Annotated in this window: 17 protein-coding genes; 7 read left to right on the top strand and 10 right to left on the bottom strand. The window is 60.5% G+C overall.

The features are described from left to right. Positions 1–5 precede the first annotated feature (5 nt). Positions 6–617, top strand: a complete 612-nt coding sequence (locus ABIB90_RS37280) for an invasion associated locus B family protein (protein ID WP_354171362.1) — start codon at positions 6–8, stop codon at positions 615–617. Positions 618–629: 12 nt separating this feature from the next. Here the strand turns inward: ABIB90_RS37280 and ABIB90_RS37275 are convergent, their stop codons facing one another. Both ABIB90_RS37275 and ABIB90_RS37270 read right to left on the bottom strand, forming a co-directional pair. Further along, a complete protein-coding gene (locus tag ABIB90_RS37275) occupies positions 630–1004 on the bottom strand; it encodes a response regulator (RefSeq protein ID WP_354127605.1) in 375 nt (124 codons plus the stop codon). A gap of 197 nt (positions 1005–1201) precedes the next feature. After that, the gene (locus tag ABIB90_RS37270; protein WP_354171365.1) at positions 1202–1825 is read right to left on the bottom strand and encodes a response regulator transcription factor; all 624 of its coding nucleotides are present in this window, start codon (positions 1823–1825) and stop codon (positions 1202–1204) included. 318 nt (positions 1826–2143) lie between these two features. Here ABIB90_RS37270 and ABIB90_RS37265 point away from each other — a divergent pair, with 318 nt between their 5' ends. Beyond that, on the top strand, positions 2144–2827 hold the full coding sequence (locus ABIB90_RS37265; RefSeq protein ID WP_007592978.1) for a helix-turn-helix domain-containing protein: 684 nt from the start codon (positions 2144–2146) through the stop codon (positions 2825–2827). On the opposite strand, the gene ABIB90_RS37260 is transcribed toward ABIB90_RS37265, so the two are convergent. The 4 genes from ABIB90_RS37260 to ABIB90_RS37245 form a co-directional block, all read right to left on the bottom strand. Continuing rightward, a complete protein-coding gene (locus ABIB90_RS37260; protein ID WP_354127603.1) occupies positions 2805–3263 on the bottom strand; it encodes a potassium channel family protein in 459 nt (152 codons plus the stop codon). The two genes, ABIB90_RS37265 and ABIB90_RS37260, sit on opposite strands and share 23 nt — an antisense overlap. Positions 3264–3366: 103 nt before the next feature. Then, positions 3367–4575: an acetate/propionate family kinase gene (locus tag ABIB90_RS37255; protein ID WP_354171368.1), complete on the bottom strand. Its 1209-nt coding sequence runs from the start codon at positions 4573–4575 to the stop codon at positions 3367–3369. 152 nt (positions 4576–4727) lie between these two features. Continuing rightward, the gene (locus ABIB90_RS37250) at positions 4728–5843 is read right to left on the bottom strand and encodes an AI-2E family transporter (RefSeq protein WP_007592983.1); all 1116 of its coding nucleotides are present in this window, start codon (positions 5841–5843) and stop codon (positions 4728–4730) included. A gap of 83 nt (positions 5844–5926) precedes the next feature. After that, complete coding sequence (locus tag ABIB90_RS37245) at positions 5927–6772, bottom strand: HD domain-containing protein (protein WP_219684394.1); 846 nt, start codon at positions 6770–6772, stop codon at positions 5927–5929. 308 nt (positions 6773–7080) lie between these two features. On the opposite strand from ABIB90_RS37245, the gene ABIB90_RS37240 reads away from it, so the two are divergent. Beyond that, positions 7081–7578: a hypothetical protein gene (locus ABIB90_RS37240; RefSeq protein ID WP_354171371.1), complete on the top strand. Its 498-nt coding sequence runs from the start codon at positions 7081–7083 to the stop codon at positions 7576–7578. A 314-nt stretch (positions 7579–7892) separates the two neighbouring features. Here ABIB90_RS37240 and ABIB90_RS37235 read toward each other — a convergent pair whose 3' ends face one another. The 3 genes from ABIB90_RS37235 to ABIB90_RS37225 form a co-directional block, all read right to left on the bottom strand. Further along, positions 7893–8648 (bottom strand): outer membrane protein, encoded by a 756-nt coding sequence (locus ABIB90_RS37235; RefSeq protein ID WP_007592988.1) that lies wholly within the window; start codon positions 8646–8648, stop codon positions 7893–7895. A gap of 172 nt (positions 8649–8820) precedes the next feature. Further along, positions 8821–9096 carry a hypothetical protein gene (locus tag ABIB90_RS37230; RefSeq protein ID WP_007592990.1) on the bottom strand — a complete coding sequence of 92 codons (276 nt, stop codon included), beginning with the start codon at positions 9094–9096 and terminating at the stop codon, positions 8821–8823. A 448-nt stretch (positions 9097–9544) separates the two neighbouring features. Then, complete coding sequence (locus tag ABIB90_RS37225; protein WP_007592992.1) at positions 9545–10063, bottom strand: hypothetical protein; 519 nt, start codon at positions 10061–10063, stop codon at positions 9545–9547. A gap of 316 nt (positions 10064–10379) precedes the next feature. Here ABIB90_RS37225 and ABIB90_RS37220 point away from each other — a divergent pair, with 316 nt between their 5' ends. The 4 genes from ABIB90_RS37220 to ABIB90_RS37205 all read left to right on the top strand — a co-directional run bounded on the left by ABIB90_RS37220 (position 10380) and on the right by ABIB90_RS37205 (position 11990). Continuing rightward, positions 10380–10670, top strand: a complete 291-nt coding sequence (locus ABIB90_RS37220) for a hypothetical protein (RefSeq protein ID WP_354171374.1) — start codon at positions 10380–10382, stop codon at positions 10668–10670. Between the two features lie 77 nt (positions 10671–10747). Then, positions 10748–11284: a hypothetical protein gene (locus ABIB90_RS37215; protein WP_354171375.1), complete on the top strand. Its 537-nt coding sequence runs from the start codon at positions 10748–10750 to the stop codon at positions 11282–11284. 91 nt (positions 11285–11375) lie between these two features. After that, positions 11376–11549 carry a hypothetical protein gene (locus tag ABIB90_RS37210; protein ID WP_007592998.1) on the top strand — a complete coding sequence of 58 codons (174 nt, stop codon included), beginning with the start codon at positions 11376–11378 and terminating at the stop codon, positions 11547–11549. A gap of 165 nt (positions 11550–11714) precedes the next feature. Next, positions 11715–11990 (top strand): hypothetical protein, encoded by a 276-nt coding sequence (locus ABIB90_RS37205; RefSeq protein ID WP_007593000.1) that lies wholly within the window; start codon positions 11715–11717, stop codon positions 11988–11990. A 147-nt stretch (positions 11991–12137) separates the two neighbouring features. Here ABIB90_RS37205 and ABIB90_RS37200 read toward each other — a convergent pair whose 3' ends face one another. Then, a complete protein-coding gene (locus tag ABIB90_RS37200) occupies positions 12138–13016 on the bottom strand; it encodes a MurR/RpiR family transcriptional regulator (RefSeq protein ID WP_311985924.1) in 879 nt (292 codons plus the stop codon). Positions 13017–13187 lie beyond the last annotated feature (171 nt).

Raw genomic sequence — 13187 nt, 5'->3', positions numbered from 1 at the left:
AGAACATGATTGACGCAACATCAATACCTTCGCCGGGCGGTACGCTCGTCTGGCTATCGATGTTGTTCGCGGCGGCTCTTGCCGGACCAGCTTCGGCGCAGAATGCAGTCGCGCCCAAGCCGGCTCCAGAGGCAAAGTCCGCCGAAATCGCGCCTCGCGGACAGCGCGAAGCCAAGGACATCACCTATGGCGAGTGGCGGAAGCTTTGCGTCAAGCCCGGCGGTGCGCCGACGCTGTGTCGGACCTCGATCACCGGCAAGTTTGCAACGGGCCAGATGGCGGTGCGCGTGGACCTGATCGAGCGCGACGGCGACCGCACTGCCCGGCTGCAAGTGTTTGTCCCCGTCGGGATGTATCTGCAACGGCCTGCCAAGCTGACCGTCGATCAGGGAAATTCCAGATCATTGCCCTACACCTGGTGCCTGACCAATACCTGTATCGCCGCAGACGCCGCCGATCCCAGGTTCATCGAGGACATGGAAGCCGGCAAGACTCTGGTGCTCGAGGTCACCGATTCCAACCTTCTGTCTCTGACGACATCGTTGCCGCTGGCACAGTTCGGCTCGGCTCACAACGGCGCGCCCGCACAGACTCTGGAGCAGGACATCGAGGAGTGAGCAGCGGCGGCTTCAGCCATGCTCGGCGCAGGCGCGTTCAATGGAGTCGATGAGTGCGCTTGCTGCAAAGGGCTTGGCCAGATAGGCGGCGCACCCGGACTGAATCGCGGCAGCCTGATTTGCCTGGCAGTCGTTGCCGGTAATATAGATGATCGGGACACTGGCACACTCGCTCGCGAGCCTGCCGCGGAGTGAGATACCCGACTCTCCGTTCAGATTGATATCCAGAACGATGCAGCACGCCTCTTCGATGCAGCCATAACGAAGCAGCGCAGCGGCGGAATCAAAGGCAACAGCATCAAAGCCGTGCTTTCGAAGCAGCCGCTCCAAGCTCCGGCGCATTGATAAATCATCATCCACGACGTAAATCGGCTTACGTGCAAACAATGGGCCCGTCTTTCTGATTGGAAACCTGGCACTCGCGTCGCAACGACGCTACGCGGCAAAGGTTCCTGCGCTAATCCGACGGCTAACGACGCCGGTATGTAGGCGGCCCAGGGCGAATTATGTCAATAACATTTCATATTGTCCCATCGTACAGGTCTGATCGCAGACCTGACGAAGCGCACGAAAACCGGCCTGCGTCACACCTTTGCCGAATCCAGAAGGCCGAGCCGCTCGGCAGCGGACACCAGTTCGGCAAACGATAGTACCTGCATCTTTGTCATCACTTGGTGGCGGTGCGCCTTCACCGTTCGTTCGGTCGTTCCAAGCTCGTAGGCGATCTGCTTGTTGATCTTCCCGCGCACGATGAGGTCGAAGACCTGTCGCTCGCGTCGCGATAGAGACCTCAAGCGAGAACGAAGCGGATCGAGCTTGCTCTGTTGGCTCCGCGCCACCTCCTGTTGAGCCATTGCCCGCTCAATCGCATCGATCAACTGTTCCGACGACACCGGTTTGGTCAGAAAATCCTCCGCGCCGGCCTTGATCGCACGGACCGTTGTCGCGGTATCCGCATGCCCGGTCAGAAAGACGATGGGCAGCGGCGAATGGCATTGGACGAGCGAGGCTTGCAACTCCGGCCCGCTCAGGCCCGGAAGCTGCACATCGAGCAAGATACATCCCGGATGGTCGGCCCCTGGCGGATCATCCAGCAGCTGCTGGGCAGACGCGTAGGTCACAACTTCATACCCAGCCAGTTTGAGCCGACGCTGAATCGCCATCCGAAAGGATGCGTCGTCGTCCACGACATATACGAAGCCGGACAAGTTTTTTCCCCTCGATGGGTACTTCAAATGCAGAAAGACCAGACGTGCCGTTGATGCCTAAGCAAAGCAGCCCAATTGGGATGCTGCAATCGGGAACGAAGCGTCCGTTTTCGGCATATTGCCGCACCATCTGACAGACACTCTGACGGGTTCTCAGTCAGCGCATCGAACCCCTCCTGTACCTTGGTACAATGCACCTACAGACAATGGTTGAAAACCCCAATTATCGCCTAAACAACCTTCGCGGGAAGCGGATTTTCGGCGGCTCCTTATTCCCGCGATGGAAATACCGCGTCACCATCAGTTCGGGAGTTGGCCATGTTCGTTCGCACCGCTGCCGACGCCTCCTCGCGGCTTCATTCGCTCCGCGAGCTAGGGTTAAACACCGATTCAAACCCGATCATCAGTTTAAACGAGTTTACCTATAAGAAGGGCTCCGAAGTCTACGGCGAAAAGGAGCCCGCAGAGTACGTCTATCAGGTGAAGAACGGCGCTGTGCGGAGCTACAAGCTGCTGTCGGACGGCCGCCGCCAGATCGGCGCATTTCATCTTGCGGGCGATATCTTCGGGCTGGAAAACGGCAGTGCGCACAGGTTCACGACGGAAGCGATCGTCGATACCACGGTTCGCCTGGTGAGGCGCCAAAGTCTCGAGCTGGTCGCGCAGGACGACGCCGTGGTGGCTCGCAACCTGCTGAGCATGACCACGACCAACCTTCAGCATGCGGAAGACCACATGCTGCTGCTCGGCCGCAAGACGTCGCTGGAGCGGGTCGCAGCCTTCCTGATCGAGATGGACAAGCGGCTGACAGCCGCCGGGATCATGGCGCTGCCGATGTCGCGGCGCGATATCGCCGACTATCTCGGATTAACGCTGGAAACCGTCTCCCGCGCATTATCGCGGTTGCATGAACTTGGTATCCTCGGCTTCGTCGGAAATACCCAGCGCCAGATCGTGCTGCTGGACCGGCTGAAGCTCGCTAGCCTCGATCTCCAGAACTAGACTTAGGCGCCGCAATCGCCGCGAGATGTTCAACCGTCTTGCGCAGGACCTCGAAAAGAACCGCGGTCGACCAACCAAACATCAGGATGCCGTTCATGGCGGTCATAGGTCCGGTCAGCCGCCAGCCCGCCACGGGCGTGATGTCCCCATAGCCGAGCGTGGTGTAGTTCACGAAGGTGAAATATAGCAGATCGCTTCCCGGAGGCGCCGCGCCGACCGCCGCATAGGCGAGCGCCCAAATGAGAACCTCGACGACGTGCGCGACCATCAAAATGACAGCAGTGATGACCATCACGGCCATCAGGTGCGACCGGGGCCGCGCCGTATGCTTCAATCCGGCGGTACGGGCGATGTCGATGGCCGCAACGGTCACCAGCGCGTGAATCATGATGTTGATCACGCTGATCAAGGTACCGAGCAGGAATTGAACCGCCAATACGCACTCCTGGTGCCGACATCGAAGAAGCCGTCCGATCCCGCAAGCGCCGACCACGGGACCCCGTTGACGCTTGACCGCAACCCCGATCAAGGGGAACCGATCACGACGCCCCCTTTGATGCTGTCGAGCCGCTGTTCATTAGCAGCGCCAACGTGTGTCTCGCGATCATAAGATCCACGTCGGACGGCAAGACGTAAACCGGAATGCGGCTCGCGGCAGACGATATCAACTGCGATTGCCGCGCGTTCTGCGCCACATCAAGCTTGACACCGAGCCATGCGAGCCGCTCCGCCACGCGCAAACGGATCGACGCGGAGCTTTCGCCGATCCCGGCGGTGAAGACGAACGCATCGAGCCCCTGCAACGCAGCTGCGAGCATACCAGCGTTAAGGCTGACCCAGTGAACGAAATAGTCGATCGCAAATTTCGCGTTGACGTCTTTACTTGCCTCGAGCTGACGCATATCGCAGCTGAGGCCCGAGAGGCCGTTCAGCCCGCAATCTCCCTGGAGAAGCTCCTGCACTCTGGATGCTGCCATTCCCTTCTCCGAAATGAGATAAAGCACAACTCCCGCGTCGATCTGCCCTGGTCGCGCTTCCATCGGCAGTTCGTCAATCGCGGTGAAGCCCATGGTGCTTTCGACGCTCCGCCCTCCATCGAGCGCGCACATTGATGCCCCGCTCTCGAGATGCGCGACGATCACGCGTCCCATCGCGATTTCCGGCGCAACCCTCAGCAAGGTCTTCGCGATGTATTCGTAGGAAAGGCCATGAAATCCATAGCGCGGTACGCCCTCTGCATGAAGCCCACGAGGGATCGCGTCGTGGTCGGCCACCGCAGCATGTGTTCGATGAAATGCGGTCTCGAAGCAGGCGACCTGCGGAAGCGTCGGGAAGTCAGCCAGGATCGCTCGAATGGGCGCCAGATTGTGCGGTAGATGAAGCGGCGCCAACGCCGTCAGTCCTTCCAGGCGAGCCAGCATCCCCTGATCAATCAGGACCGGCCGGTCATGCTCCGCACCGCCGTGAACGACGCGGTGCCCGACAGCGATGGGGCTGATATGAAGCTCATCCCGCAACCAGGCGCCTGCAATGTTCAGTGCGGCCGGAATATCCCGCACTGCTTCGATCGGATAGGCGCGATTGGCAAGCGGATCGCCACCGGCACTGCTCGCCTGCAGTCGCGGGCAACGTCCGATCCCGTCGATCCGCCCCTTGATCTGCTGCCGTAGGCTTCCTTCTCCTTCGACCGAATAAATACGGAATCTGAGGTGGGAAGAGCCGGCATTGATGACAAGAATGGTATCCATGGCGCTCACGTCGCACTCGTTGGAGCATGCCGAAGTCCTGCATCAATACCGGCGGCCACAGCAAGGGGACCAGGCGGGCCAGATATTTCCACCACGTTCCGACCTCGTTGTCGTATCGCTTTGCCTGAAAGGCTCAGTCGAATTGATATGCGTCAACGCTCGATCGCCAGTTTCGCCGGCACAGCACGTTCGGTACGAATCCAGGCCACCGTCAGCTCCCAGACCACAGATAGAATGATAGGTCCGATGAAGAGGCCGATGATCCCATGGAAGAGGGTTCCTCCGATCACCCCGATCAGGATCACGAGCGCCGGCGTGGTCAGGCCGCGGCCCATGACAAGCGGTTTCAGGATATTGTCGAGCACCGACACGATCACGAGAAACACCGTCAGCAGGAGCGCGATCGGAAATTCCTTGTCGGTCCAGATCCAGATGATAACCGGCAGGATGACGATGGTCCCGCCGATCTGCACGATCGACAGCAACAGCACCACGAAGGCAAGAAGGCCCGCGCTGGCGATGCCGGCGAGCTTGAAACCTATTCCCGCCAGCAAGGCTTGGATGATAGCAACGCCGATCACGCCTTGAGCCACCGCACGGATCGTGGCTCCCGCCAAGTCCAGAAAATGCTCGCTTTGGTCCGGCACGATGCGCGACAGAAAGCTGCGCCCTGCGGCCACGAGCTGAGGTCCATACGGAAACAGCACGCCGGCCACCGCCACCGACAGCAGAAACTTGACCGTTCCCACACCGGCATTGCCGGCAAACCCAAGCAAGGTGGTCGCGAATGGCTTCAAATAGGGCACGACCGCGCGCAAGAGCGACCGGAGGTTGGTCGTCGCCTGATCCCAGAGATCGAAGAGCTGAGGCCCGATGACTGGCCACTCCTTGAGCGACTGCGGCGGCGAAGGCACATGCAATTCACCGGCCGTCACCTGGGCGGCAAGATCGGTGATCCCGTCGACCGCGCCCATGCCCAGCCAGGTCGCCGGTCCGATCACCACAGCCAGGTTGACGAGCGTGAGAATCGTCGCCGCAAGCTTCGGCCGCCCACCGAGAATGTCGCTGAGGCGCCGAAAAACCGGGTTCAGCGCAGCAGCAAGCACGACACTCCAGGCCAATATGGGGATGAATGGACGGACCAGGAGGAGCGCCCAGACGAGCAGCAGCCCGAGCAATCCGAGCCGGATCAAAAGCTGGATGATCTCGTCTCCAGAGAATATCTGACGGAGTGTTTTCACGGACGCGCCTTCAGTCATGCCGCGCATGCTGAGGCGAACTAGCCCCTGCTCTCACGCCGCACGCTTGATCCAGATCAAGCGTCGAGCCTCTTCTAGGGCTGTGGTCCGGTCTAGGGCTGCGGTCCGGAGAGAGTCAGCTCACGCTCGGCCCGAAATACGTTGCCGTAGAGACTCGCTATCCATTGCCGGCCTCGAGACGTCACGTTGAGATAACGTATCGCCGGTTGGATCTGGGGAGCTACGTTACTCCAATAGAATTGTGGATATTTGTAAACGATGTCCGCTGGCGTCGCGTAGCCCAAGGTCTTGTTGAGTCCGATCTCCTCGAACTCGTAGAACAGCGCGTTGGACTTCTTCAGATAGTTGGGATCGCCGAGCTGACCGATGAGATCGGCGGCCCGCAACAGCAATCCCTCCTCTTCAATGAGGCTGTCATTCGAAGACATCGTGTAAGGAAACCGGGTATATTCGATCGCCCGAGCGACCCGATCGGCATCCACCTGCTCGACGGAATCCAACCGTTCCAGCACGAACAGTTTCGACCGATCGACATGGTATGGCGCGAGAGCCGCATCGGACGATCCTCGCGGCAGACGAACCGTGTTGCCGGTGACGTCCGCGATGAACAGATCGTCCTCATCGCCCTGAACGACGCCGCGGACGTATCCGATGTCGTGGGCAAGGCACGCCAGAATGAAATTCGCATAGTCGTTTGCCGTGGTGGGCCGGAGCAGCGCGCGGCCTGTCAGGATATCGTGCCCGGCAAGGGTCACGAGCAACGTATGCTCGATGTTGTGATAGAGAGCATCGCTGTTGCCGATGCACTCCATCGTGAGCTTGGCTGCAAATGGAAGCAATTCGGTCAGGCCGGCATGCGAGGCGCCGAACCGGTCCTTGGTTTCCGTCGTCAGAAACGCGCCCAGAGCTTGCGACACCAGTTCCGGAACTGTGATCATCAGGCCGCTCCACTATGCAAGTGTCGACGATATGCAGATCGAGCCGTTGCGATTAATGTTCGCTATATTCACAGGTTCTTCAAGCCCGCCGCGCTCTGCGACCTAAGGACGATCCATCTGGTGCCGCGCCTCGGGCAAGCGGGCCCGTGACCGGCCGGAGCCGCTCACGGCCTCCAAGCTCGCTCGTTGATTCAAATCAAGGCCAAGCCGGTAACGACCGCAAACATTTCATGTGCGCGGTCGTGCCGCCGGCGTGACGGAATTCTTCTCTCGCCGGTCAGTCGAGATTTAAACCAGTGGAGGATATGATGAGGTTCATCAAAGGAGCATTTCCAGCAATTCTTACTGTCGCGACCACCATGATTTCTGTAGCCGGAAGCGAAGCAGCGCCCTTGCCGACCAACGTCGGCGCCATGAGAGCCACGCTCGATAATGACGTGGTGAAAGTGCGCTACGGAGGCTGGGGTTATCGCGGCGGATGGGGCGGAGGCTACCGCGGAGCGGGATTGGGCTATCGTGGTTTGGGCTATCGCGGCGCCGGATATGGCTACAGAGGTTACGGATATCGAGGCTACCGTGGCTGGGGCGCCGGCGCGGTGGTTGCGGGCGCTGTCGTGGGTGGCGCGATCGCAAGCTCCGGCTACTATGGTGCATATCCCTCCTACGGCGGCGGATACTCCTCTTACGGCGGAGGATACGGCTATGAATATTGTCCGCCCAGTGCCTACAGCGCCTACGGTAGCTATGGCGGTTATGGCGGTTATGGCGGCTACTATGCGAGGCGGAGCTACTATTCCGGCTGGTAGATCTGCCCCGGATTTTCCAGAGCACGCGCTCTTGGTGCCCGGGCTCGTCTTCGCGAGTCCTAAATGCGCCAACGCGGCCGTATATTGCCAATATGTGGACTAGCCCGCGCATTGCGTCGCAAGACCGGGCGTCGTCTGGGAGTGCGTCCCGTCGCGCACGCTGCCGCACGAGAAGCAGTGCGGTCCGGCGCTCCGACCAACCGCGGCGGTCCGGTCGATCGCGCCGGCAGACGCTGACTGGCTTGCGCGATGAGACCACAAAAATGAGGGCCGACATGACTGCCGGCCCCCTGAAGACATCAGACCGGGAGAGTTCAGTACCTCGCGACGACCGGGTTGGCCCCTCCGAAGCGGTAGTTGAAGCGCACGGTGAGCATATCCACGTCCTGGGTGATCCGGTCGTTTACAAAAGCGGCAAGGCGCGGATCGGCGGCCGTGAACGAATTATTCCGATGCCCCATGAACAGATGGTCGTATTCGAGCCCCACCGACCAGTTCGGGGTGAAGCCATACTCGTATCCGACACCAATGACACCACCCCAGCGGGTTGCGCTTTGCGCCGCGAGCTCGGCGCCGGACGCAGTATCAAGCACGCTGAGACGATTGTCTGTTACCGCAGCGCCACCCTTCACGTAGAACAGTGACGCATTCCAGGCGTAGCCGATCTGGCCGGTGAAGAGGCCGATGGCGCTCGTTTTGGCGCGCGTGGAGAGCGCCGGATTGAACAGGCTGACGCGCTGGTTGCTGAGATCCGCCCAATCGCCCTGAGCCTCCAGACCAAACACCCACTGGCTGGCCTGCCAGCGATAACCGAGCTGGCCACCGATGACACCACCGGAACGATCGCGGCAGCCAGAGGCGACGGCGACTCCAGCCGCGTCAAGGAAATCGACGCAGTTGTGGTTCTGCGCCCAGCCACCATTGCCGCCGATGTAGAACCCCGTCCAATTGTAGATCGGAATGATCGGTGCCGGTGGAGGCGCCTTTACGGCCATATCGGCAGCCATGGCGGTCCCCGCCGTGCACAGCGCCACCAGACCAACGGTTGCTAGTAGAAGTCTTTTCATCATGCTCTCTCCTTGCCGGCCGCTTTTGATTGCCCGATCGGCGGCTTGTTGCACTGCAATCATCCCCCAACTTCCAGCTGAAACTCTACGGGCGACGCCACAAACTCCACGTGCCATAATGGCAACACTCAAGACATTTCGACGCGACATCGGCATGAGCACCAAGACATGCTGCCTATTTCTCCGGGTCGCGCTTGGCATCGTGGCCGGCAACCTCGTCGCCTCGGTCTTGCTCTATCCAGGACGGGATATCGCTCGAGGGAATCAGCCGTCGCGGCAAAAAGGGATTGAGCGTGCCTGCAAACACGATCAATCCCTCATTGAACTTCGCTCGCGCGAAAGCCCGCGCCTCGGCTTCGCTCTCGAATGTGCGTGTCTCCCGTGGACTTCGCCGCTTCGGCAAGGTCCCACGCTTGTGCACCTCGAATGTTACGTACCAGGTCTGCGGCATCCGCCAGCTTCCGGATCGCGATCAAGCAGACATCTGCCGGCGAACGATAATCGGTGAGGTCATGTCGGCGTCCTAATTGCGCCGCTCTTCACGGCGCTCCGTGCGCCCTGTATGCCTTTCCTGACGGCGTTCAGTCCGGCCCGCGCGCCGTTCCTGACGCCGCTCGTGGCGGGCTCCGCGCCTCTCCTGGCGTCGCTGCATGCCGATCGTCTGCGCCGGCGCTTCTGCTCCGAACAGGAACGTTCCGGAGGTCGCCAATCCGAGTACCGCGGCCCATCCGAGCAACGAAAGAGCCCGGCGACGATCGGTTCGCTCAGACCTCGACGTTTCACTCATGTCAGTTACTCCCGATCTTCAAGGACGTTTGATTGGGCAATGCCTCGACGTGCACTCGTTGATAGTATCAATGGCGGGCGCCCCACCCCGAAGATGCGACGATAGGAGACGCTCACCAAACCTGGTTGCCGAACCAGCCGTATTGCGGCGGCCGCGCGACGAGCCGGATATTTTTTTCGATGTGCCTCCTCGCACTTTTGTTTTGGCGCTGCGGCTTCACATCCGCCTTTGTCGACGGACGCGCTGGTGGTCGTTCGGCATCGGGGGCTCCTAGCTGAGCAAAGGCCTCGCGAGCGCGCCTCTGTGAGACGTCGGCGCCGGGCAGGATACCAAGCTCGACCCTGGCGATGTCGGTTGCGACAATCGTCGGCAGGCTAGTGTCGAGAACGACCCGCTCGGGTAATTTCCAATCGGAATGGATGCGGATGGTCGCGGAGCGCGCAGCTCCACCGTGGATGGCGGGCCGATCCGGCACCAGTGCGTCCACAACAAAGAGCATCGCGAGCAACGTACTGCCGACATAGAGCAGATATCGTGAGATGGGCATTGTCGGCGCCATTGCCGCCGCAGATCTTCGCCGGGCAAGCAACGGGCCACGGCGGCAGAATTGGCGAAGCAATGCAACCTGCATGGCATGGCTGCCTAAATCGAGCCGCCGCTTCTGCCGCGGCGCGCCCCTGGTGAAGCACTTGCTGAGGCATGGCGGCGCTTCGTCGGTAAGCGCACGCACGCTGCAGCAGGCGAATATTCACCGCGTCCGAACGCGGCTTCGCTTGAGCCAGATCAACGAATTGAACTATCGCAACACGGCCTCGCATAGTATCGCACGGCTTAGTCAGTGGCTGTGACCTGCCCCTTGGTACAATGACCGGAAGGGCAATTGCAGAGGTGTGGCACGCAACGCAGAATTCTCACCGGGTACATCGAGCTTCTGGCAGGGAGGGCCGATGATGAGTCAATTCGAGCTGAGTTCGCGCGCAGCACTTTGCCGGCAGCTTGCAAGCCAGGATCCGGCAAACCAAACGGTCTGGATGGCCGAGGCAAGAAGCTGGTCACGGCTGGCCGCCGAGATGCTTCCTGATGAGCACCAATTGAAAGGCGGCATCACCGCCCGGTTATTCTTCGCCTTCAACAAATTGGTCGCGGCGCAACACGAGCCTGCGAACCAAACGGCAGAAATGATGAAGAGTAGATCCAAACGCGTCATGCCGCCTCGGAGCTTGTCACCGACTGCCTGACGCATTCCAGCGAGAAGCGTTCGCACGATTGCATACATGGCTCAAGTATGAAGAGAGCCGGTGCACCACGTGACAGCATGCTTTCCGATGCGATCCGGCGGGCTGCACTCGTCGGACGTCAAAGCGTCGTCATCCAGATTCCCTTAACTCGATCTGAACTTGACCCGGTAAAATCGAAGACGAAGCAAATGCGATTTGTTGAATCCCTTGATCTAAAGCAAGCCGCCGCCCTGGTGCTGCGTTGGTGTGGTGGCGTTGAAGTTCATTTTTGGAGAACGTCCATGAAGTCGATAAGCGCAAGGAAGATTGCCGTTGCCGTCGCCGCGCTCGTATGCGGCACGACGCTGTCCATCGGCTGGACCGATCAAGGCGGAGTTTCGCTGGGGCTCGACAAGGCGCAAGCGACGACGAGGTTGTACGTCACTCCCTATTATCGCGGACACTACTACACGAATGACGGTCTGCCCTGGTACGCCGTGCGAGCCTATTACTTCGGCGGACCGTGGAGCTATGGCTATAGCGGCTGGACCGACTATGCGGCGCGCAACGGCATCGGTTGCGTCCCAGGCTCGTTGGTGAAGGGCGGCGATGGCATCATGTACGTGTGCCAATAGAGCTTGATGATGGCGCGATGGGCGGCGCCCATTAAGCCGCCTGTCGCGCTAATCTGAGCTCAGGAGATCGACGGCTGAGGGGGAGGATACCGTGACCTATGTTCTGGTCGTCATCAGCTGGCTCGGCGTCGCGAATGGCGCCGTCATATCGACACAAGAATTTTCAAGCGCAGAGCGTTGCGAAGCAGCCCGGACGGCGCTGATGGAATACGCGAAAGCGCGCAGCAGCGACGAGACACTGAGGCCGCTCTGCATACAGAAGTAAAAACGAGGCGAAAAGGGTGACGCATGTACCCGAACCCGACTGAATCGTTCTGGTGGTTCGCCTTCGGTTACCAGCTTACGATTTCGACGGTTCCTTGATCTTGATCAATGGTCCGAGCCCCAGTCCATGGAGCGTCCAAATTCACTCTCACAGGCGGAGACTATTATGAAGCTTGGTTTGGTCACAAAATTATCACTCGCAGTTGCCGTGGTCGCCCTCGGAGTGTCCGGCTCGATGGACTGGTCGGTGGACGAAGGCCTTTCGCTCTCGCTCGGCCGGGCTGAAGCACGGGTCGGGCGGCCCTTGACGCCCGTATCAGTCGCCGGCGTAGCACGGCGCACCACCAGGCGCGCGGTCGTCGGCGGCGCAGCAGTTGGTGCAGCCGCTGTCGGTACGGGATGTGTCCGCGTTCTGGTCAATGGCAGCTACGTCTGCCGCTGATAGCCGTCGCAGCCGGCTCTGAACATCGTATCCTGCCGGACGATTTTTCTGCAGCATGTACTGTTCAGGTTTCGGAGCGCGATGGACGTTGCCACATGCGAGCGGCGATGCACCGAACAAATCCTCGTCGGGCCACTGGGAGATTTTTCAGTCTCCCAGCGGCCCTTTGGCGTCCCCGTCGCTTCCCTTCAGCAACTCGTATTTGATCCGCCGCATGCGTGCCTGGGCTTCGAGCGGCTTGCAATAGGCGGTTGACGCTGCGAGCAGATCGATGGTGGCGAGAAATGCATAGCGCGACGCCGTCGGCTTGAGCGCGTCGGGCGCTTCCGGCACGTGCACGCCGAGCGCAATATCGGCGATCGAGGCCAGCCTGCTTTGCGGCTTGGTAATTGCGACGACCAAGGCGCCGTATTGCTTGGCGATACTGGCTGCCTCGATCACCGCGTTCGCTGCACCGGTGGTCGAGATGGCAACGACGACATCATCCCGTCCGAGGGTCGCGGCGATCATCCGCATCAAGCTCGGATCGGAGGCATGCGAGACGGCAACCCCAAGACGAAAGAACCGGTTCTGAACCTCCGCCGCCGCAAGAGTGGAACCGCCCCCAACCCCGAACGCGGCAAGCTTCGAACAGCGCGAGATAGCTTCGGCAGCCCTCTCGATGTCTTCCTTGCGAAGTCCTTCCTCGGCGGCGGCAATTGCACGGCGAATTTCCTGAAACACCGACCGCCAGAGCGCGGGGCGCGCCAGATCGGTCCCGACATGCGGGGGAAGCTCAACGTAAATCCGCCCGACCGCCATTGCTTGAGCCAGCCTCACCTTGAGGTCGCGGACGCCCCGACAACCGACGGAGCGGCTGAACCGGGTTACCGTCGGCTCGCTGACGCGCGCCCGACGGGCCAACTCGGAATTGCTGGCGTGAACGGCAAACTCCATATCGGCCAGCAGCACCGTGGCAACGCGTTGCTCCGAGGGGCTGAGGCTTGGAGCGCTTTGCCTGATGAGGGAGATGATGTCGCCGGCCACGACATTGTCGTCGCCCGACGGCTTCGAGATCGCTGTACCAACGGCTCTCGCCGGATGATTTCGCTTTGCACGCGCCATTGCCCGCCCTTCCCCAGGTCAGATCAACCTGCGCCCTTGGCAAGAAGCTGCCGTAAGAAACCTTCAGCATCGACCAAACGTATATCGGCATGC

The organism is Bradyrhizobium sp. JR4.1 (assembly GCF_040548605.1).
Taxonomy (GTDB): domain Bacteria; phylum Pseudomonadota; class Alphaproteobacteria; order Rhizobiales; family Xanthobacteraceae; genus Bradyrhizobium; species Bradyrhizobium canariense.
Note: the sequence above shows the minus strand (reverse complement) of the source record. Positions and strands in the feature narration are given on the sequence as shown.

What these genes read in the sequence shown, in the direction of transcription:
- ABIB90_RS37280 (WP_354171362.1), top strand. Translation starts at nt 6, where the DNA reads ATGATTGACGCAACATCAATACCTTCGCCGGGCGGTACGCTCGTCTGG.
- ABIB90_RS37265 (WP_007592978.1), top strand. Translation starts at nt 2,144, where the DNA reads ATGTTCGTTCGCACCGCTGCCGACGCCTCCTCGCGGCTTCATTCGCTC.
- ABIB90_RS37255 (WP_354171368.1), bottom strand. Translation starts at nt 4,575, where the DNA reads ATGGATACCATTCTTGTCATCAATGCCGGCTCTTCCCACCTCAGATTC.
- ABIB90_RS37250 (WP_007592983.1), bottom strand. Translation starts at nt 5,843, where the DNA reads ATGCGCGGCATGACTGAAGGCGCGTCCGTGAAAACACTCCGTCAGATA.
- ABIB90_RS37245 (WP_219684394.1), bottom strand. Translation starts at nt 6,772, where the DNA reads ATGATCACAGTTCCGGAACTGGTGTCGCAAGCTCTGGGCGCGTTTCTG.
- ABIB90_RS37240 (WP_354171371.1), top strand. Translation starts at nt 7,081, where the DNA reads ATGAGGTTCATCAAAGGAGCATTTCCAGCAATTCTTACTGTCGCGACC.
- ABIB90_RS37235 (WP_007592988.1), bottom strand. Translation starts at nt 8,648, where the DNA reads ATGATGAAAAGACTTCTACTAGCAACCGTTGGTCTGGTGGCGCTGTGC.
- ABIB90_RS37230 (WP_007592990.1), bottom strand. Translation starts at nt 9,096, where the DNA reads ATGCCGCAGACCTGGTACGTAACATTCGAGGTGCACAAGCGTGGGACC.
- ABIB90_RS37225 (WP_007592992.1), bottom strand. Translation starts at nt 10,063, where the DNA reads ATGCAGGTTGCATTGCTTCGCCAATTCTGCCGCCGTGGCCCGTTGCTT.
- ABIB90_RS37220 (WP_354171374.1), top strand. Translation starts at nt 10,380, where the DNA reads ATGATGAGTCAATTCGAGCTGAGTTCGCGCGCAGCACTTTGCCGGCAG.
- ABIB90_RS37215 (WP_354171375.1), top strand. Translation starts at nt 10,748, where the DNA reads ATGCTTTCCGATGCGATCCGGCGGGCTGCACTCGTCGGACGTCAAAGC.
- ABIB90_RS37205 (WP_007593000.1), top strand. Translation starts at nt 11,715, where the DNA reads ATGAAGCTTGGTTTGGTCACAAAATTATCACTCGCAGTTGCCGTGGTC.